The organism is Pseudomonas alcaligenes, assembly GCF_041729615.1.
GTDB classification, from domain to species: domain Bacteria; phylum Pseudomonadota; class Gammaproteobacteria; order Pseudomonadales; family Pseudomonadaceae; genus Aquipseudomonas; species Aquipseudomonas alcaligenes_B.
The window spans coordinates 679,531-697,218 of record NZ_CP154874.1 but is presented as its reverse complement, the minus strand read 5'-3'; the positions used below and the strand labels follow the sequence as shown (position 1 = coordinate 697,218).

Below are 17,688 nucleotides of genomic sequence, written 5' to 3'. Positions count from 1 at the left end.
AATCGCTCCTCGAAGCTGAGGAATGAAAAATGACTGACGCCATCCGTTACGAAAAGGGCCAGGACAATATCGTCGTCCTGACCATCGACATGCCCGGCCAGAGCGCCAACACCATGAACGCGGTGTACCGCGAGGCCATGGGCCAGACCGTCGCGCGCCTGGAGGCCGAGAAGGACGCCATCGCCGGGGTGATCATCACCTCGGCGAAGAAGACCTTCTTCGCCGGCGGCGACCTCAATGAGCTGGTCAAGGTCACCAAGGCCGACGCCAAGCCGTTCTACGACATGATCCTCAATATCAAGGGCCAGCTGCGCCGCCTGGAGACCCTGGGCAAGCCGGTGGTGGCCGCGATCAATGGCGCCGCCCTGGGCGGCGGCTGGGAAATCTGCCTGGCCTGCCACCACCGCATCGCCCTGGACAACGCTAGCGTGCAGCTGGGCCTGCCGGAAGTGACCCTCGGCCTGCTGCCGGGCGGTGGCGGCGTGGTGCGCATGGTGCGCCTGCTCGGCCTGGAAAAGGCCCTGCCGTACCTGGCCGAAGGCAAGAAGGTACGCCCGGACGCCGCGCTCAAGGCCGGCCTGATCCACGACATCGCCGCCACTCCGGAAGAGATGCTGGCCAAGGCGCGCGCCTGGATCGCCGCCAACCCGACCGCTGCGCAGCCGTGGGACGTGAAGGGCTACAAGATCCCCGGCGGTACGCCGAGCAGCCCGGCCGTGGCGCAGATGCTGGCCATCGCGCCGAGCGTGCTGCGCGACAAGACCAAGGGCTGCTTCCCGGCGCCGGAGAAGATCATGTGCGCCGCCGTCGAGGGCGCCCAGGTCGACTTCGACACCGCGCAGATCATCGAGGCGCGCTATTTCACCGAGCTGACCACCGGCCAGGTGGCGAAGAACATGATCGGCACCTTCTGGTTCCAGCTCAACGAGATCAACGCCGGCAGCTCGCGTCCGCAGGGCTTCCCGCAGTACGTGACGAAGAAGGTCGGCGTACTCGGCGCCGGCATGATGGGCGCGGGCATCGCCTACGTGTCGGCGGCCGCCGGCATCGAGGTGGTGCTCAAGGACGTGTCCGTCGAGGCGGCCGAGAAGGGCAAGGCCTACTCGGCCAAGCTGCTCGACAAGAAGGTCAGCAAGGGCCACATGACGGCGGAGAAGCGCGACGCCTTCCTCGCTCGCATCAAGCCGACCGCCAGCGAGGCCGACTTCGCCGGCTGCGACCTGATCATCGAGGCGGTGTTCGAGGATCGTGAGCTCAAGGCCAAGGTGACTGCCGCCGCCGAGGCCGCCGCGCTGGCCGATGCGGTGATCGCCTCCAACACCTCGACCCTGCCGATCACCGGCCTGGCCGGCGCGGTGCAGAAGCAGGACAAGTTCATCGGCCTGCACTTCTTCAGCCCGGTCGACAAGATGCCGCTGGTGGAGATCATCAAGGGCGCCAGGACCAGCGACGAGACCCTGGCCCGCGGCTTCGACTACGTGCTGCAGATCAAGAAGACCCCGATCGTGGTCGAGGACAGCCGCGGCTTCTTCACCTCGCGGGTGTTCGGCACCTTCACCAACGAGGGCATCGCCATGCTCGGCGAGGGCGTCAGCGCGGCGATGATCGAGGCCGAGGCGCGCAAGGCCGGCATGCCGGTGGGCCCGCTGGCGATCAGCGACGAAGTGTCGATGAGCCTGATGGACCATATCCGCAAGCAGACCGTGGCCGACCTCGCCGCCGAGGGCAAGAGCATTCCCGAGCACCCGGCGTTCGCCGTGATCGACCTGATGCTCAAGGAGTACAAGCGCCCGGGCAAGGCCGCCGGCGGTGGCTTCTACGACTACCCGGAGGGCGGCAAGAAGCACCTGTGGCCCGAGCTGAAGGCGCGCTTCGAGAAGGCTGATGCACAGATCTCCCAGGAGGACGTGCGCGACCGCATCCTGTTCATCCAGGCCATCGAAACGGTGCGTTGCGTGGAGGAGGGCGTATTGAAGTCCGTCGCCGACGCCAATATCGGCTCGATCTTCGGCATCGGCTTCGCCGCCTGGACCGGCGGGGCGCTGCAGTTCATCAACCAGTACGGGGTGAAGGACTTCGCCGCCCGCGCCCAGTACCTGGCCGAGCAGTACGGCGAGCGCTTCCTGCCGCCGGCGCTGTTGCTGGAGAAGGCCGCGAAAGGCGAGGGCTTCTGAGCCCGAAGCATCCCTGGAACCCGCAAGACCGGCCCTCGTGGCCGGTTTTGCTTTGCGCGGGATTCTGTCAGTCTTGGCCTACAGGCCACCGGGGGAGCAGGGCGGAGCGTGAGCAGACGAAGGGAAATCGCAGCGTTACTGCTGGCGGGCCTGCTGCTGGCACCCGGCCCGGCCCTCGGCGCGGACGCCCTGAATGTCTACGTCGGCCAGGGGCAGATGCCCTTCGCCGACGACAAGCCGGACAATCGCGGTCTGTTCGGCGACCTGATGGCCGAGCTGTGCCGGCGCCTGCAGCGCGAATGCCATTATCACAGCGTGCCGTGGAAGCGGGTGCAGCTGGAGGTGGCCGACGATCCCCGCGGCATAGTGCTCAACCTGGGGCGCACGGCCGAGCGCGAGCCGGGCTTCGTCTGGCTGCTGGAGGTGCTGCCGACTTCCTATGTGCTGGCCAGCCCGCGGCGCCGCTTCGACAGCCTGGGCGAGGCGCTGGCCGCCGGCCCGCTGGTGGTCATGGGTGGTACGCCCAGGGCCCAGGAGGCGCTGGCGCTGAGGCAGGCCGGGCAGACGGTGGTGGAGGTGACCGATCCGCAGCAGGCGGCGCGCATGCTGCATGGCGGGCGGGTGCTGGCCTGGTACGAGATCGACCTGCGCGTGCACTACCTGTGGCGCTCGCTCGGCTATGCGGCCGATGGGGTGCAGACCGGTGAGCCGGTGGCCTCGACCCTCAGCTATATCGCCGGCAGCCCGGTGCTGGCCGATGCTCCGGCGCTGGGGCGGGAGATGCGCCAGGCCTTCGCGGCGATGCGTGGCGATGGCAGCTGGCGGCGCATTCTCGCCCGTCACCTGGGCGACGAGCTGGCGGCGCGCCTGGCCATCCCCTGAGGTGGCTCAGGCGGCCAGCTTGCCGCCGTACTGCTGGCAGAGCAGGGCGTGGATATCCAGCTTCTCGCTGTGCCGGGTGGGCATGCGCAGGGTCAGCAGGCTGCCGTCGTCCATGTGCACGGCCGCTTCGGACTCGAAGTGCAGGCCGGTGTCGTCCAGATTGACGTAGGTCACGCCGTAGCTGTTGCGGCTGGCGAAGGCTTCGGTGATGGACATGCTGGACTCCTCGGCGCCTCAGCGGCGCCCGGCGGCCGGGTGGGCCTGGTGGGTGGTGGCCGCGGCACTGCTATGGAAAGCGGAGGCGGCGATCAGGCTGGCGATGGCGGCGAAGCTGCTCATGGGGTGACTCCTCTGTGGTGGGTGAGCACGGCTGCATCTTTGCCGAGCCGGCCCATCGACAGAAGTGAATGGTGGGCATGGTAGGTATCAAGGCCGCTGATGATTGCCGGATATCGCCTGAATGCCCCGTCGCTGTTGCGTTTGGTGACCCTTCGATGCACGCTAAACGTCTCTTCCACAACCCTCGGCCGTTTCAGGTAATCCGCTCAATGTCACTGCGCATCTGCATTCTGGAAACCGATGTACTCCGCCCCGAACTGATCGACCAATACCAGGGCTACGGCCGCATGTTCGAGCGCCTGTTCGCCCAGCAACCGCTGGCGGCGCGCTTCGAGGTGTTCAACGTGGTGCAGGGCGACTATCCGGCAGACGGCGAGCGCTACGACGCCTACCTGGTGACCGGCAGCAAGGCCGACTCCTTCGGCAGCGACCCGTGGATTCAGACCCTCAAGGACTACTTGCTGCAGCGTTACGAGAATGGCGACAAGCTGCTCGGCATCTGCTTCGGCCACCAGTTGCTGGCCCTGCTGCTGGGCGGCCGTGCCGAGCGCGCGAGCCAGGGCTGGGGCGTGGGCATCCACCGTTACGAGGTGAAGCAGCGGCCGCAGTGGATGAGCCCGGCGCTGGAGGAGCTGACCCTGCTGATCAGCCACCAGGACCAGGTCACCTCCCTGCCGGAGAACGCCACCCTGCTGGCCTCCAGCGAGTTCTGCCCGGTGGCGGCCTACTGCATCGAGGACCAGGTGCTGTGCTTCCAGGGCCACCCGGAGTTCGTCCACGACTACTCGCGTGCCTTGCTCGACATCCGCCAGAAGTGCATCGGCGAGCCGGTCTACAGCCAGGCCGTGGAAAGCCTGGTGCATGACCACCAGGGCGCCGCCGTGGCCGAGTGGATGATGCGCTTCGTGGCCCAGGGCAAGAAGGGCGTGCAGGCCGCCTGAGGTCCCGGCGCGGGGTGCGCCGCGCCGCGGCCAGCCCGCGCGCCTTGGGTGGCTACAGCCAGCCCATGCGTTTGAAGTTGGCGAACAGCCCCGCGCAGCCCAGGCCGATGACGCCGAGCACGGCGAAGTAGCCGTAGTGCCAGGTGAGTTCCGGCATGTAGTCGAAGTTCATCCCGTAGATGCCCGCCACCGCGGTGGGGAAGGCCAGGATCGCCGCCCAGGCGGCGAACTTGCGTTGCGTCACGCTCTGCCGGGAGGCCTCCAGCAGCAGGCCGATCTCGATGGCGTGGTCGGCCATCTCGCGCAGCCCGGTGAGGTCTTCCAGCAGGCGGTTGACGTGGATCGCGATGTCGCGGAAGTACGGGCGCATGTGCTTGTCGATGAACGGGAACTCCAGCTGCTGCAGCTCCTTGCAGATTTCCGCCATCGGCGCGACCTGCCGGCGCAGGCGCAGCAGGTCACGGCGCAGGCCGTGTATGCGCTCCACGTCGGCCTGCTGCAGCGGTCGGCCGAGCACCGTCTCCTCGATGTCTTCCAGTTCGCCGTGGATGCAGTCCAGCAGCGGCCGGTAGTTCTCGATCACGAAGGCCAGCAGGGCATAGAGCACGAAGTCCTCGCCGTGCTCCAGCAGCAGCGGGCGCGCCTCGCAGCGCTGGCGCACGGTGGAGTAGGGGGCCGAGTCGCCGTAGCGGGCGCTGATCACATAGCCCTTGCCGGCGAACAGCTGGGTCTCGACGAATTCCAGGCGGCCGTCCTGGCGGATCGGCGAGTAGAGCACCATGAACAGGGCGTCGCCGAAGATTTCCAGCTTGGGCCGGGTGTGCTGGGCGATGGCGTCTTCCATGGCCAGCTCGTGCAGGTTGAACTGCTCCTGCAGGGTGTGCAGCTGGCTGCTGTCCGGGTCGCGCAGGCCGATCCAGACGAAGTGCCCGGCCTGGCTGGACCAGTGGCGGCCCTCATCGAGGGCGATATCGGCGACTTTCCTGCCACGGTGGTAGGCCGCGGCGGCAACGATCTGACCCATGGGGCGTCCTCTGCATGGCGATGGCGCAGCTTAACCCATGGTCATCCATCAGGTGGAAAAAGGCCCGGACTGTGCCGGGCCTCTGGTGTCACTGCTTCGCCAGAACTCCGCGCACCTGCGGGTCGTCGATGATCTGCCGCAGCTGTTCGCGGTAGGCGATCAGGATGTTGTTCTGCGGCGAGTCGCTGGCTTTCTGCACGATTACATCGCGCTCGGTGATGTTCTTGCTCAGCACTTCGCCATTGTCGATCCGATAGACATGGATGTTGGTGTCGGTGTCGAAGTTGAAGTCCGACACCCAGTTGAGATTGATGCTGAAGTACCACTCCTTCAGTTCCAGTGCCAGCAGGGTCTTGGCATTGGCCTGCTTGAGGGCCGCCTCGGCCTCGGCAGCGCTAGGCAGATGGTCCATCTTGACGGTTTGCGCCTGCCAGCCTTTCTGCTGCAGACCATTGCTCAGGCGATGTTCGAGGAATTCGGCAAGGTCGCGCTCCTTGTCGCCTTCGGCAACGGCGAGCACTTGTGGAACGCTCCAGTCAAAGGGAATGCCGAAGGAGCCGTGGGCCACGCCGATGAACTCGCGTGGTTTGCCCTTCTGGACGCGCGTGCGGTTGTCGATGACGGTGATCAGCACGCTGTCGTCATTCTGGTAGGCCGGTTGCGGCAGTTGTTGCTCGAACGGGATGGAGGACACGCAGCCGGTGGTCATTACGGCTGCAAGCAGGGCGCCGCACAGTTTGAGGGCGGTGGAGATGCGCATAGTCGAAGTTCTTTCTGACAGATCGATGGAGTGATGCGGGGCGGTTGGTGCCCGTATCGGTGCTTGTCAGAGGCCCGTTTCATGACCGAAACGGAAATGGCTCAGGCCTCCATGCCTGCAGCTGCTATCCAGTGCAGTGGCTGCACCATAACCAAATGATGGCCATGTGCCAAGGTTATGAATGAAAAGGGTTTAATGGCGCCTTCTAGGCCTTGGCCAGCTGCTGGTCGAGCTGCTCGATGCACTCGCGCATCACCTGCTGGCAGCGTTCCATCAGCTGCGGCAGGTCGTCCAGGGTCAGGCCCAGGGTGGGGATGGCCGGCAGCGAGCGGATCAGCACCTTGCCGCTGTTCCAGCGGTTGAGCTTGAGGCGCCCGGCATAGTTGCTGACGCACACCGGGACTATCGGCACGCCTGCGGCGATGGCCATCTGGAAGGCGCCTTTCTTGAACGGCAGCAGGCCCTTGCCGAGGTTGCGCGTGCCTTCCGGGAAGACCCAGATGGAGGTGTCGCGGCTCTGCAGGGTCTCGGTGGTCTGCAGCATGGCCTGTTTGGCCTGGCGCGCATTGCCCCGCTCGATCAGCACGTTGCCGGCCAGCCAGTAGAGCTGGCCGAAGAAGGGGATCCACTTCAGGCTTTTCTTGCCGATGCTGACGGTGCGCGGCGGCACCACGCGGCCGAGCACGTAGAGGTCGTAGTTGGACTGGTGGTTGGCGATGACCACGCAGGCCTGCTCCTGGCCGAACAGGCTCTTGACCTCCGCCTTCAGTTTCAGGCGCAGCAGGCACAGGGCCGGCAGCGAGTACAGGCGCGCGCACAGGCGGCTGTTGTCCGGGTTGAACGGGCGGCACAGGCCGAGCACCAGGCCGAGTACGCCGGCGAGGAGGAAATGCAGGCCCATCAACAACATGCGCGCGAGGAAAAGCATCGGTAGGCCTTCAGGCAGACAAAAAAGGCGCGCAGTGTACGGGCGTGCACAGCTTCGGCGCAATCGACTCCGATCAGAGGTTATTACCGGGTATTTATCCGCCGATGGCCGGCGTTCCCCGCATAAAGCACGAGCCCGGCGCGGGGCCGGGCTCGTGGTGGCAAGCGTGGGGTCAGCCGAGGTGCTGCTGGTCCAGCTCGATGGCCTTGTCCAGGGTTTCCAGCAGGGCCTTGCGCACCTTCAGCTTGGTGTTCTTGTGCGCGGTCATGTTGATCTTCTTCAGCTGCTGGGCGGCGGCCACGGCAGTGGCCATCAGCTGCTCGGCCGGCACCACCTTGTCGAGGAAGCCGGCGTCCACGGCGCTCTCGGGATTGAAGATCTCGCCGTTGATCACCGAGCGGTGGAAGGCGGACTTGCGCAGGCGGTCACGGGCCAGCTCGATGCCGGCGTGGTGCATGGTCATGCCGATCTGCACTTCGTTCAGGCCGATGTTGAACGGGCCTTCCACGCCGATGCGGTAGTCGGCCGAGAGCAGGATGAAGGCGCCCTTGGCGATGGCGTGGCCCGGGCAGGCGACGATGATCGGGAAGGGGTGGGCCAGCATGCGGCGGGCCAGGGTGGAGCCGGCGGTGACCAGGGCCACGGCGTTCTGCGGGCCGGAGGTCATGACCTTGAGGTCGTAGCCTCCGGAGAGGATGCCCGGCTGGCCGGTGATGATGACCACGGCGCGATCCTGCAAGGCCTGGTCCAGGGCGGCATTGAAGGCGGCGATCACGTCCGGGGAAATGGCGTTCACCTTGCCGTTGTTGAGGGTCAGGGTGGCGATGCCGTCTTCGAGTTGGTAGCTGATCAGGTCGCTCATGGCGCAAATCCTAGTGCGGAGTGGCTGGAAGTGGCGCTGACGTTACCCAGCGCGAGGCCGGGGGTAAAGCGCTTTGGCTGACCGCAGGGTCATCCGTCCGTCGGCCTTCACCTATCGGCGCCATCAGCAAGGCCAATTGGCCGCGGTAGCGGGCCGTGGCTTAGCTTGGCGGCGAACCCGAGGAGTCCCTGTCATGCCCCGCCTGCTGCCCTTTGTGCTCCGGCTCGCGCCGCTGCTGTCGCTGATCGTCCTGACCCTGCTGGCCATCAGCCCCGCCAGCCACAGCCCGACCGGCGTGCTGCAGCTGTTCCTGTTCAGCCTGTTCGTCTCCATCGGCTTCCTGCTGTTTGGCGCCAGGCGCTTCGAGAAGCCGGGCGCCGATACCCAGCACTCCGCATAAGCGCATGAATCGCCTGAAAAAAAGTTTGCATTCGGAAAAGCCTGCGGCTACATTAGCGCGCCTCGACGGACCAGACTGGTTCGCCGAGATCCGGTGAGGTGTCCGAGCGGTTGAAGGAGCACGCCTGGAAAGTGTGTATACGGGAAACCGTATCGAGGGTTCGAATCCCTCCCTCACCGCCAGACCCTATTGCAAAAGCCCCGAAAGCTGAAAAGTTTTCGGGGCTTTTGCTTTTCAGGGCCTGCAGGTGTCGAAGAAGCGTCGAGAGTCGCTGTTATTCGTAGTGCGACCAGAGCCGCAGCACCTTGACCACCTGTTCATCCTGCAGCACCTGATAGACCAACCGATGTTGGATGTTGATGCGGCGGGAGTAGGCGCCGGAGAGGTCGCCGACCAGCTTCTCGTAGGGCGGCGGATTCTGGAACGGGTTTTCCCGGATCACTTCAAGCAGGGCCTTGGCCTTGTCTTTCAAGCCTGCAGCGGCGAGCTTCTGTGCGTCTTTCTGAGCCTGTTTCGTGTAGACGAGCTGCCAAGTCACCAGTCCAGTTCCTTAGCGCATTCGTCTGCAGGCTCGGCCATACCTTCCTTGATGGACTCGCGCATACCGGGGATGGACAGCAGGTAGAGCGTTTCCTGGATGGCTTCCCAGTCCTCAGCAGATACCAAGACGGAGTTAGTCCGCTTCCCGGAGATCATGATGGGCTGGTGCGACTCGGCGGACTGATCCATGAGTCGATAGAGGTTCGTGCGTGCTTCGCTGGCGGTGAGAATGCGCATGCTGATCGGGCTCCGTGCAGGCATACCGGAAGCGTACGCCAATTCGTACGTCATGTTAAGTCGCCTCGTCGGCAGCAGGTCGAGCCGTAATTTGTCTGGTGGTTACCCTGAGGGCTTTCCCCTCAGCAGCGTGGCAGGGCGCGTTCGTACCAGGCGCGGCTGTTGTTGACCATGCGCACCAGCCAGAGCATCAGCGGGACCTCGATCAGCACCCCGACGACCGTGGCCAGCGCCGCGCCGGACTCGAAGCCGTAGAGCACAATGGCCACGGCCACCGCCAGCTCGAAGAAGTTGGACGCGCCGATCATGGTCGAGGGGCCGGCCACGTCATGCCGCACCCTGAGGCTGCGGTTGAGAAGGTAGCCCAGGGCGGCGATGAACAGCGTTTGCAGCAGGATCGGCAGGGCGAGCATGCCGATCACCAGGGGCTGTTCGATGATGGCCTTGCCCTGGAAGGAAAACAGCAGCACCAGGGTGGCCAGCAGCGCGACGATCGAGAAGGGCGAGATCTTCGCCAGGGCCCGCTCAAAGACCTCCCGGCCCCGCCCGAGCAGCCGGGCGCGCAGCAGTTGGGCGATGGCCAGCGGGATGACGATGTACATCGCCACCGAGAGCAGCAGGGTGTCCCAGGGCACCGGGATCGACGAGACGCCGAGCAGCAGAGCGACAATGGGGGCGAAGGCGAACACCATCACCAGGTCGTTGAGTGCCACCTGGGTGATGGTGAAGTTGGCATTGCCGCTGCACAGGTTGCTCCACACGAACACCATCGCCGTGCAGGGTGCGGCGCCCAGCAGGATCAGCCCCGCCATGTAGCTGTCCAATTCCCCGGGCGGAAGCCAGTCGGCGAACAGCACCTTGATGAACAGCCAGCCGATCAGCGCCATGGAGAACGGCTTGATCGCCCAGTTGATGAAGAGGGTGACGGCCATGCCCGCCTTCTGTTCGCGCACTTCATGCAGTGCCGCGAAGTCGATCTTCATCAGCATGGGGATGATCATCACCCAGATCAGCAGGCCGACCGGGATGTTGACCTGCGCCACCTCCAGCGCACCAACCGCCTGTGCGGCCTCGGGCAGGGCCAGGCCGAGCACGGTGCCCGCCACTATGCAAAGAAACACCCACAGGCTCAGGTAGCGTTCGAAAGCGCCGAGGGGCGCGCCGGCGTTCTGTCTGGTCGCGAGTTCGCAGGGGTTGCTCATCTCTGTCGCCTGTCTCCGTTGTCTGTACGGGGTATGTGGAACATCTGCTTTACCGAATATTCGAAAAATAATATATTCGCTCCCGTTCACCTTTGACAGACATCAACATGAGCCAGAAAAAGCGTGTCCTCTTCCTCTGCGTGGCCAACTCGTCGCGCTCGCAGATGGCCGAGGCGCTGTTGCGCCACATCGACTCGGAGCACTTCGAGGCCTGCAGTGCAGGGAGCGCGCCCACGCAGGTGGATGATCGCGCCCGCAGCGCACTGGAGCAGCTTGGCATCTCCACCGCAGGACTGTTCAGCAAGTCCATCGAGCAGGTCGCGGGTGAGCCCTTCGACTACGTGATCACCCTGTGCGACAAGTCCGCCCTGGAATGTCTGGCCCTGCCGGGCGCCGGCGAGTACATCGCCTGGAACTTCGCCGACCCGGCGACCAGCACGCAGAAAGACGCCTACCGCAAGACCCTGCATGAGATCCACGAGCGGATAAAGATGTTCGTGCTGATCAAGAGCAAGCCCGCCCCGGCGGCCGTAGGCGGCGACCTGCTGTCGCCCACCGAGGTCTTCAAGTGCCTGGCCGACGAGACCCGCGCACGCATCGCGCTGCTCGTGACCCTGGAACAGGAACTCTGTGTCTGCGAGCTGACCGCGGCGCTCGAACAGGCCCAGCCGAAGATTTCCCGCCACCTGGCCCTGCTGCGCGGCTGCGGCCTGCTGGAGGATCGTCGCCATGGCCAGTGGGTGTACTACCGCCTGCACCCGCAGTTGCCGCAATGGGTCGGCGAGATCCTCAAGCAGACGCTCGACAGCAATGCTGAATGGCTGCGCCAGGACGTGCAGCGCCTCTGGCAGATGCGTGGGCGACCGGGGCGCAAGTTGGTCTGTGACTGAGGCCCGCGCCGTGGCTCTGCCGGCCTTGCCCGCCGTCGCGCCCAGGGGCCAAGCGCTGCGCCGCGGCCCTCTCTAACTCCCCTGGGAATGAATGCCATGCACAACGATCTGCCCAACATCGATGCCGAGCTGCTCGACCTGCCGGCGCCGGACAAGCTGGCCGTCGAGTCGGCATCGGCCCACCCGCCGCGTATCCTGCTGCTCTATGGCTCCACCCGCGAGCGCTCGTTCAGCCGCTTGCTGACCGAGGAGGCGGCCCGCCTGCTGCAGCATTTCGGCGCCGAGACGCGCATCTTCGACCCGCGCGGCCTGCCGCTGCCGGACGATGCGCCGGACAGCCATCCCAAGGTGCAGGAGCTGCGCGAGCTGATGCAGTGGTCGGAAGGCCAGGTGTGGTGCTCGCCCGAACGCCACGGCGCGATGACGGCCGTGTTCAAGGCGCAGATCGACTGGGTGCCGCTGGCCATGGGCGCGATCCGTCCGACCCAGGGCAAGACCCTGGCGGTGATGCAGGTCTGCGGTGGCTCGCAGTCGTTCAACGTGGTCAACCAGCTGCGCGTGCTGGGGCGCTGGATGCGCATGTTCACCATCCCCAACCAGTCCTCGGTGCCCAAGGCCTTCATGGAGTTCGACGCGGACGGCCGGATGAAGCCGTCCTCCTTCTACGACCGCCTGGTGGACGTGATGGAGGAGCTGGTCAAGTTCACTCTGCTGCTGCGCGACCGCTCCGACTACCTGGTCGATCGCTACTCCGAACGCAAGGAATCGGCACAAGAGCTTTCCAGGCGCGTCAACCAGCGCGCCCTCTGATCGAAGGAAACCCCCTAGATGAGCCATCCCTACGACCTGCTCGATATCCCCGGCCTGCCCGGCAAGCTGATCTTCACGCCCTGCCCAGGCACCAAGGACACTTCGCTCGCGGCGGCGCTGGCGGTGCTCAAGCAAGCCGGCGCTTCGGCGGTCATCACCCTGATGCCGCAGGCCGAGCTGGATGCCAATGGCGCCGAGCGGATTGCCCAGCACTGCGAGGCCCTGGGCCTCGCCTGGTACCACCTGCCGGTGGCCGACGAGCAGGTGCCGCAGGAGGATTTCGCCCAGGGCTGGAAGGCTTCCCGCCAGGCGATGCTCGAGCAACTGCGCGCCGGTCAGTCGCTGGCCATTCACTGCAAGGGCGGTTCCGGGCGTACCGGGCTGATCGCCGTGCGCCTCCTGATCGAGGCCGGTCTGCCCCGTGACCAGGCCATCACCCTGGTGCAGGCCCTGCGCCCCAGGGCCATTCAACACCCCGCACACCGCGACTGGATCAACCAGTTCGACGCGACCCACTGACGGAGTCACCGACATGACCATCAAAGTAGGCATCAACGGCTTCGGCCGCATCGGCCGCCTGGCCCTGCGCGCGGCCTGGGACTGGCCCGAGCTGGAGTTCGTGCAGATCAACGACCCGGCCGGCGACGCCGCCACCCATGCCCACCTGCTGAACTTCGACTCGGTGCACGGCCGCTGGCAGCACGAGGCAGGCAGCGACGGCGACGCCGTGGTGATTAATGGCAAGCGCATCCGCGTGACGGCTAACAAGGCCATCGCCGACACCGACTGGAGCGGCTGCGACCTGGTGCTCGAAGCCAGCGGCAAGATGAAGACGGTCGCCGTGCTGCAGGGGTATCTGGAGCAGGGCGTGAAGCGCGTGGTGGTCTGTGCGCCGGTCAAGGAGCCGGGCGCGCTGAACGTGGTGATGGGCGTCAACCAGCAGCTGTTCGACCCGGCGCAGCACCGCATCGTCACGGCCGCTTCCTGCACCACCAACTGCCTGGCGCCGGTGGTCAAGGTGATCCACGAAGCGCTGGGCATCCGCCATGGCTCGATCACCACCATCCACGACCTGACCAACACCCAGAGCATCCTCGACACGCCGCACAAGGACCTGCGCCGCGCCCGTGCCTCAGGGCTCAGCCTGATCCCGACCACCACCGGCTCGGCCACGGCCATCGCCGAGATCTTCCCCGAGCTGCGCGGCAAGCTGAATGGCCATGCCGTGCGCGTGCCGCTGGCCAACGCCTCGCTGACCGACTGCGTGTTCGAGGTCGAGCGCGCGACCAGCGCCGAGGAGGTCAACGCGCTGCTCAAGGCGGCGGCCGAGGGCCCGCTGAAGAACATCCTCGGCTATGAGGAGCGCCCGCTGGTGTCCATCGACTACCGTACCGACCCGCGCTCCTCGATCATCGATGCGCTGTCGACCCTGGTAGTCAATGGCACCCAGGTGAAGGTCTATGCCTGGTACGACAACGAGTGGGGCTACGCTAACCGCGCGGTGGAGCTGGCGCGACTGGTCGGCGCGGCGGGGTAATCGGCGATCATGAAGGCGTTGTCAGCCCTGTCTGCGGAAGTCCGCCAGTACCTGCTGGTCACCGGCAACTACTGGGCATTCACCCTCACCGACGGCGCCCTGCGCATGCTGGTGGTACTGCACTTCCACAGCCTGGGCTACACGCCGCTGCAGATCGCCGCGCTGTTCCTGTTCTACGAGATCTTCGGCGTGGTCACCAACCTGGTTGGTGGCTACCTCGGCGCGCGCCTGGGCCTGAACCGCACCATGAACCTCGGCCTGGGCCTGCAGGTGCTGGCCCTGCTGATGCTCACGGTGCCGGCCGCCTGGCTGACGGTGCCCTGGGTGATGGGCGCCCAGGCGCTGTCCGGCATCGCCAAGGACCTCAACAAGATGAGCGCCAAGAGCTCGATCAAGCTCCTGGTGCCGGACAGCCAGCAGGGCACGCTCTACAAGTGGGTGGCCATCCTCACCGGCTCGAAGAATGCGCTCAAGGGCGTCGGCTTCTTCCTCGGCGGGGCGCTGCTGGCGCTGCTCGGCTTCAGCGGCGCGGTGCTGGCGATGGCCGCCGTGCTGGCGCTGATCTGGCTGGGCAGCCTGGTGCTGCTGAAGAAGGACCTGGGCAAGGCCCGCGCCAAGCCGAAGTTCCGCGACCTGCTGTCCAAGAGCCGGGCGATCAACATCCTGTCGGCTGCCCGCTTGTTTTTGTTCGGCGCCCGCGACGTGTGGTTCGTGGTGGCGCTGCCGGTGTACCTGAGTACGGTGTTCGGCTGGGACTTCTGGATGGTGGGTGGTTTTCTCGCTGCCTGGGGCATCGGCTACGGCATGGTGCAGTCCCTCGCCCCGGCCATCACCGGCAAGCGGCGCGGCCTCGTGCCGGATGGCCGCGCGGCCTTCGCCTGGGCCCTGGCCCTGGCCGGGTTGCCGGCGCTGATCGCCCTCGGCCTGACCGCCGGCTGGCCGGCCCAGCTGGTGCTGCTGGGCGGGCTGCTGCTGTTCGGCGCGCTGTTCGCGGTGAACTCCTCGCTGCACAGCTACCTGATCGTCAGCTACGCCAAGGAGGACGGGGTGTCGCTGGACGTGGGCTTCTACTACATGTCCAACGCCCTGGGCCGGCTGATCGGCACGCTGCTCTCGGGCTGGGTCTTCCAGGCCCATGGGCTGGTCGCCTGCCTGTGGGTCTCCAGCGCCTTCGTGCTGGCCGCCGCGCTCATCTCCAGCGCCTTGCCCAGGCATGGCGACACGGCGCGGCAGGCAGGCTGATCAGGCCGGCGCCCTGGCCAGGAACTGCTCGATCTCGCCTGCCGTGCTGCGGGCCGTGCGGGTCACCCCGATCAGCGTCGCCGAGGCCGAGCCCGTCCACTCACCAGGGCCCGGGTGCCCTCGACCGCCGCCAGGCCCCAGCGGGCCGTCTTCGGCGTCGAGGCCGAGAGCCGACAACCCGGTCCGTCGCAGGAAATACGCGGTAGCCAGGCCGGCCTGGCCACCGCCGATAATCACGACATCCCACAACGCTTCAGGTTGAGCCCCCATCTCGGGCTCCTGCTGGAAAGCAGTGTGAGTCTATCGGCTCGCCGATGCGACACGTGATCGGTCATCTCCCGAATGCTCGCCCAGGTCGGTAGTGGGGGCGAATATTCACGAGCGAAAGCGCCTGCCCCTCACCGGCCCGGGCACATTGCCAGCGATTTCGTAAACCCCTTGCGGAGAGCCCAGCCGATGGGCGCCGCCGGGGCTGGCGGTTAGAATCCTCCACTCCTAGGTGTGCGCGGGTGGCAAGCGGTGGATCTTCAGCGGGGCTTCGTCCTGACCAGGCACTGGCGTGATACGCCGGAGGGGACGCAGGTCGAGTTCTGGCTGGCAACGGACGACGGCCCCCGACGCGTGCGCCTGCCGCCGCAGCCGTCGGTGGCCTTCCTGCCGGTCGTCCAGCGGGCGCAGGCCGAGGCGCTGCTGCAGGGCGAGCGCGGCGTCGAGCTGCGCGCCCTGGGCCTGCGCGACTTCCAGCAGCGCCCGGTGCTGGGCCTGTACTGCCAGCAGCACCGCCAGCTGATCGCCCTCGACAAGCGCCTGCGGGCCGCCGGGGTGGAGGTGTTCGAGGCCGACATCCGGCCGCCGGAGCGCTACCTGATGGAGCGCTTCATCACCGCGCCGGTGCTGTTCTCGGGGCAGGCGCACGGCGATGGCGGCTTGGTCGAGGCACAGCTGCGCGCCGACCCCGACTATCGCCCGCGGCTGCGCCTGGTGTCGCTGGACATCGAGACCAGCGAGCGCGGCGAGCTGTATTCCATCGCCCTGGAAGGCTGCGGCCAGCGCCAGGTGTACATGCTCGGACCGGCCAGTGGCGCGGCGTCGCAGCTGGACTTCCAGCTCGACTACTGCGCCAGCCGCGGCGAGCTGCTGGAGCGCCTCAACGCCTGGCTGGCCGAGTTCGATCCTGATGCCATCATCGGCTGGAACCTGGTGCAGTTCGACCTGCGCGTGCTGCAGGAACACGCCAAGCGCCTGCAGGTGCCGCTGCGCCTGGGCCGCGCCGGCGACGAGCTGGGCTGGCGCGAGCACCGCAGCCACAATCACTATTTCGCCGAGGCCACCGGGCGGCTGATCATCGACGGCATCGAGGCGCTGCGCTCGGCGACCTGGAGCTTTCCCTCCTTCAGCCTGGAGAGCGTGGCCCAGAGCTTGCTCGGCGAGGGCAAGGCGATCGACACGCCCTACCAGCGCATGGATGAGATCAACCGCATGTTCGCCGAGGACAAGCCGGCCCTGGCGCGCTACAACCTCAAGGACTGCGAGCTGGTCACGCGCATCTTCGCCAAGACCCGGCTGATCGACTTCCTCCTCGAGCGCGCCGCCGTCACCGGCTTGCCGGCCGACCGCAGCGGCGGCTCGGTGGCGGCCTTCACCCACCTGTACCTGCCGCCCATGCACCGCCTGGGCTTCGTCGCCCCCAACCTCGGCGAGAAGCCACCCGAGGCCAGCCCGGGCGGCTTCGTCATGGACTCGCGACCGGGGCTGTACGAGTCGGTGCTGGTGCTGGACTACAAGAGCCTGTACCCCTCGATCATCCGCACCTTCCTGATCGACCCGGTGGGCCTGGTCGAGGGCCTGCGCCAGCCCGACGACGCGCATTCGGTGGCGGGTTTTCGCGGGGCGCGCTTCTCGCGCCGCCAGCACTGCCTGCCGGCCATAGTCGAGCGCGTCTGGCAGGGCCGCGAGGCGGCCAAGCGCGAGGGCAACGCGCCGCTGTCGCAGGCGCTGAAGATCATCATGAACGCCTTCTACGGCGTGCTCGGCTCCAGCGGTTGCCGCTTCTTCGATCCACGCCTGGCGTCGTCCATCACCCTGCGCGGGCACGAGATCATGCGCCGCACCCGCGAGCTGATCGAGGCCGAGGGGCACGCGGTGATCTACGGCGACACCGACTCCACCTTCGTCTGGCTGCGCCGCGCGCACGCTGAGGACGAGGCCCGGCGCATCGGCCGCGAGCTGGTGGCGCGGGTCAACCACTGGTGGCGCGAGCACCTGGCGCACGAGTTCGGCCTGCACAGCGCCCTGGAGCTGCAGTTCGAGACCCACTACAGCCGCTTCCTGATGCCGACCATCCGCGGCGCCGAGGAGGGCAGCAAGAAGCGCTACGCCGGCCTGGTGCGGCGTGAGGATGGCAGCGAGGAGATGGTCTTCAAGGGCCTGGAGACGGTGCGCACCGACTGGTCGCCGCTGGCACAGCGCTTCCAGCAGGAGCTGTACCGCCTGGTCTTCAATCGCCAGCCGCACCGCGAGTACGTGCGCGACTACGTGCGGCGCACCCTGGCCGGCGAGCTGGACGAGCTGCTGGTGTACCGCAAGCGCCTGCGCCGGGGCCTGGGCGACTACCAGCGCAACGTGCCGCCGCACGTGCGCGCCGCGCGCCTGGCCGATGCCCACAACGATCGCCTGGGGCGGCCGCGGCAGTACCAGAACGGTGGCTGGATCAGCTACCTGATCACCCGTGCCGGCCCCGAGCCGCTGGAGGCGCTGCACTCGCCCATCGACTACGAGCATTACCTGAGCCGCCAGTTGCAGCCGGTGGCCGACGCCATCCTGCCCTTCGTCCAGGACGACTTCGCCCGCCTGCTCGATCCGCAGCTCGGCCTGTTCTAGGACGAGGTGTATCCTGGGCCGGCGAATTCGATGAGGGAGG

Annotated in this window: 19 protein-coding genes and 1 tRNA gene; 11 read left to right on the top strand and 9 right to left on the bottom strand. The window is 66.6% G+C overall.

Annotated features, from left to right (window positions below; translation table 11 throughout):
* The first annotated feature begins 29 nt into the window (after positions 1–29).
* A complete protein-coding gene (locus AAG092_RS03335; RefSeq protein WP_373388538.1) occupies positions 30–2,174 on the top strand; it encodes a 3-hydroxyacyl-CoA dehydrogenase NAD-binding domain-containing protein in 2,145 nt (714 codons plus the stop codon).
* Between the two features lie 108 nt (positions 2,175–2,282).
* Positions 2,283–3,056, top strand: coding sequence for a substrate-binding periplasmic protein (locus AAG092_RS03330; protein ID WP_373388537.1), 774 nt, complete (start codon positions 2,283–2,285; stop codon positions 3,054–3,056).
* Positions 3,057–3,062: 6 nt separating this feature from the next.
* Here AAG092_RS03330 and ptrC read toward each other — a convergent pair whose 3' ends face one another.
* The gene (gene ptrC / locus AAG092_RS03325; protein ID WP_373388536.1) at positions 3,063–3,272 is read right to left on the bottom strand and encodes a type III secretion system co-regulatory protein PtrC; all 210 of its coding nucleotides are present in this window, start codon (positions 3,270–3,272) and stop codon (positions 3,063–3,065) included.
* Between the two features lie 332 nt (positions 3,273–3,604).
* Between ptrC and AAG092_RS03320 the strand changes: the two genes are divergently transcribed.
* Positions 3,605–4,336: an amidotransferase gene (locus AAG092_RS03320; protein WP_373388535.1), complete on the top strand. Its 732-nt coding sequence runs from the start codon at positions 3,605–3,607 to the stop codon at positions 4,334–4,336.
* A 52-nt stretch (positions 4,337–4,388) separates the two neighbouring features.
* Here the strand turns inward: AAG092_RS03320 and AAG092_RS03315 are convergent, their stop codons facing one another.
* The 4 genes from AAG092_RS03315 to AAG092_RS03300 form a co-directional block, all read right to left on the bottom strand.
* Positions 4,389–5,360 (bottom strand): magnesium and cobalt transport protein CorA, encoded by a 972-nt coding sequence (locus AAG092_RS03315; protein ID WP_373388534.1) that lies wholly within the window; start codon positions 5,358–5,360, stop codon positions 4,389–4,391.
* 88 nt (positions 5,361–5,448) lie between these two features.
* Positions 5,449–6,120: a hypothetical protein gene (locus AAG092_RS03310; RefSeq protein WP_373388533.1), complete on the bottom strand. Its 672-nt coding sequence runs from the start codon at positions 6,118–6,120 to the stop codon at positions 5,449–5,451.
* A gap of 205 nt (positions 6,121–6,325) precedes the next feature.
* Positions 6,326–7,048 carry a 1-acylglycerol-3-phosphate O-acyltransferase gene (locus AAG092_RS03305; RefSeq protein WP_110682508.1) on the bottom strand — a complete coding sequence of 241 codons (723 nt, stop codon included), beginning with the start codon at positions 7,046–7,048 and terminating at the stop codon, positions 6,326–6,328.
* 172 nt (positions 7,049–7,220) lie between these two features.
* A complete protein-coding gene (locus tag AAG092_RS03300; RefSeq protein ID WP_373388532.1) occupies positions 7,221–7,910 on the bottom strand; it encodes a crotonase/enoyl-CoA hydratase family protein in 690 nt (229 codons plus the stop codon).
* A gap of 193 nt (positions 7,911–8,103) precedes the next feature.
* Here AAG092_RS03300 and AAG092_RS03295 point away from each other — a divergent pair, with 193 nt between their 5' ends.
* Together AAG092_RS03295 and AAG092_RS03290 are read left to right on the top strand one after the other, a co-directional pair.
* On the top strand, positions 8,104–8,310 hold the full coding sequence (locus tag AAG092_RS03295) for a hypothetical protein (protein WP_373388531.1): 207 nt from the start codon (positions 8,104–8,106) through the stop codon (positions 8,308–8,310).
* Between the two features lie 92 nt (positions 8,311–8,402).
* Positions 8,403–8,492 (top strand) — tRNA-Ser (locus tag AAG092_RS03290).
* 92 nt (positions 8,493–8,584) lie between these two features.
* Here the strand turns inward: AAG092_RS03290 and AAG092_RS03285 are convergent.
* The 3 genes from AAG092_RS03285 to arsB form a co-directional block, all read right to left on the bottom strand.
* Positions 8,585–8,848: a Txe/YoeB family addiction module toxin gene (locus AAG092_RS03285; RefSeq protein ID WP_373388530.1), complete on the bottom strand. Its 264-nt coding sequence runs from the start codon at positions 8,846–8,848 to the stop codon at positions 8,585–8,587.
* On the bottom strand, positions 8,845–9,087 hold the full coding sequence (locus AAG092_RS03280) for a type II toxin-antitoxin system Phd/YefM family antitoxin (protein WP_373388529.1): 243 nt from the start codon (positions 9,085–9,087) through the stop codon (positions 8,845–8,847). The genes AAG092_RS03285 and AAG092_RS03280 overlap by 4 nt, the downstream gene beginning before the upstream one ends.
* Before the next feature lie 122 nt (positions 9,088–9,209).
* Positions 9,210–10,289, bottom strand: a complete 1,080-nt coding sequence (gene arsB, locus AAG092_RS03275) for an ACR3 family arsenite efflux transporter (protein ID WP_373388528.1) — start codon at positions 10,287–10,289, stop codon at positions 9,210–9,212.
* A gap of 107 nt (positions 10,290–10,396) precedes the next feature.
* Between arsB and AAG092_RS03270 the strand changes: the two genes are divergently transcribed.
* The 5 genes from AAG092_RS03270 (at position 10,397) to arsJ (ending at position 14,768) form a co-directional block, all read left to right on the top strand.
* Complete coding sequence (locus AAG092_RS03270) at positions 10,397–11,179, top strand: metalloregulator ArsR/SmtB family transcription factor (RefSeq protein WP_110682504.1); 783 nt, start codon at positions 10,397–10,399, stop codon at positions 11,177–11,179.
* Positions 11,180–11,275: 96 nt separating this feature from the next.
* Complete coding sequence (gene arsH, locus AAG092_RS03265) at positions 11,276–11,989, top strand: arsenical resistance protein ArsH (protein ID WP_373388527.1); 714 nt, start codon at positions 11,276–11,278, stop codon at positions 11,987–11,989.
* An 18-nt stretch (positions 11,990–12,007) separates the two neighbouring features.
* Positions 12,008–12,508, top strand: a complete 501-nt coding sequence (locus AAG092_RS03260; protein WP_373388526.1) for a cyclin-dependent kinase inhibitor 3 family protein — start codon at positions 12,008–12,010, stop codon at positions 12,506–12,508.
* A gap of 13 nt (positions 12,509–12,521) precedes the next feature.
* On the top strand, positions 12,522–13,526 hold the full coding sequence (locus AAG092_RS03255) for an ArsJ-associated glyceraldehyde-3-phosphate dehydrogenase (RefSeq protein WP_110682501.1): 1,005 nt from the start codon (positions 12,522–12,524) through the stop codon (positions 13,524–13,526).
* Positions 13,527–13,535: 9 nt separating this feature from the next.
* Positions 13,536–14,768, top strand: a complete 1,233-nt coding sequence (gene arsJ / locus AAG092_RS03250) for an organoarsenical effux MFS transporter ArsJ (protein ID WP_373388525.1) — start codon at positions 13,536–13,538, stop codon at positions 14,766–14,768.
* On the opposite strand, the gene AAG092_RS03245 is transcribed toward arsJ, so the two are convergent.
* Positions 14,769–15,038, bottom strand: a complete 270-nt coding sequence (locus AAG092_RS03245; protein ID WP_373388524.1) for an FAD-dependent oxidoreductase — start codon at positions 15,036–15,038, stop codon at positions 14,769–14,771. It abuts the gene before it with no gap.
* Between the two features lie 249 nt (positions 15,039–15,287).
* Between AAG092_RS03245 and AAG092_RS03240 the strand changes: the two genes are divergently transcribed.
* On the top strand, positions 15,288–17,648 hold the full coding sequence (locus AAG092_RS03240; RefSeq protein WP_373388523.1) for a DNA polymerase II: 2,361 nt from the start codon (positions 15,288–15,290) through the stop codon (positions 17,646–17,648).
* The last annotated feature ends 40 nt before the right edge of the window (positions 17,649–17,688 follow it).

Excerpts from the sequence above, each read along its gene's own strand:
- AAG092_RS03260 (WP_373388526.1), top strand. The coding sequence starts at position 12,008 with ATGAGCCATCCCTACGACCTGCTCGATATCCCCGGCCTGCCCGGCAAG.
- AAG092_RS03280 (WP_373388529.1), bottom strand. The coding sequence starts at position 9,087 with ATGCGCATTCTCACCGCCAGCGAAGCACGCACGAACCTCTATCGACTC.
- AAG092_RS03320 (WP_373388535.1), top strand. The coding sequence starts at position 3,605 with ATGTCACTGCGCATCTGCATTCTGGAAACCGATGTACTCCGCCCCGAA.
- AAG092_RS03300 (WP_373388532.1), bottom strand. The coding sequence starts at position 7,910 with ATGAGCGACCTGATCAGCTACCAACTCGAAGACGGCATCGCCACCCTG.
- arsH (WP_373388527.1), top strand. The coding sequence starts at position 11,276 with ATGCACAACGATCTGCCCAACATCGATGCCGAGCTGCTCGACCTGCCG.
- AAG092_RS03295 (WP_373388531.1), top strand. The coding sequence starts at position 8,104 with ATGCCCCGCCTGCTGCCCTTTGTGCTCCGGCTCGCGCCGCTGCTGTCG.
- AAG092_RS03245 (WP_373388524.1), bottom strand. The coding sequence starts at position 15,038 with ATGGGGGCTCAACCTGAAGCGTTGTGGGATGTCGTGATTATCGGCGGT.
- ptrC (WP_373388536.1), bottom strand. The coding sequence starts at position 3,272 with ATGTCCATCACCGAAGCCTTCGCCAGCCGCAACAGCTACGGCGTGACC.
- arsJ (WP_373388525.1), top strand. The coding sequence starts at position 13,536 with ATGAAGGCGTTGTCAGCCCTGTCTGCGGAAGTCCGCCAGTACCTGCTG.
- AAG092_RS03255 (WP_110682501.1), top strand. The coding sequence starts at position 12,522 with ATGACCATCAAAGTAGGCATCAACGGCTTCGGCCGCATCGGCCGCCTG.
- AAG092_RS03315 (WP_373388534.1), bottom strand. The coding sequence starts at position 5,360 with ATGGGTCAGATCGTTGCCGCCGCGGCCTACCACCGTGGCAGGAAAGTC.
- AAG092_RS03310 (WP_373388533.1), bottom strand. The coding sequence starts at position 6,120 with ATGCGCATCTCCACCGCCCTCAAACTGTGCGGCGCCCTGCTTGCAGCC.
- AAG092_RS03335 (WP_373388538.1), top strand. The coding sequence starts at position 30 with ATGACTGACGCCATCCGTTACGAAAAGGGCCAGGACAATATCGTCGTC.
- AAG092_RS03270 (WP_110682504.1), top strand. The coding sequence starts at position 10,397 with ATGAGCCAGAAAAAGCGTGTCCTCTTCCTCTGCGTGGCCAACTCGTCG.
- AAG092_RS03305 (WP_110682508.1), bottom strand. The coding sequence starts at position 7,048 with ATGCTTTTCCTCGCGCGCATGTTGTTGATGGGCCTGCATTTCCTCCTC.
- arsB (WP_373388528.1), bottom strand. The coding sequence starts at position 10,289 with ATGAGCAACCCCTGCGAACTCGCGACCAGACAGAACGCCGGCGCGCCC.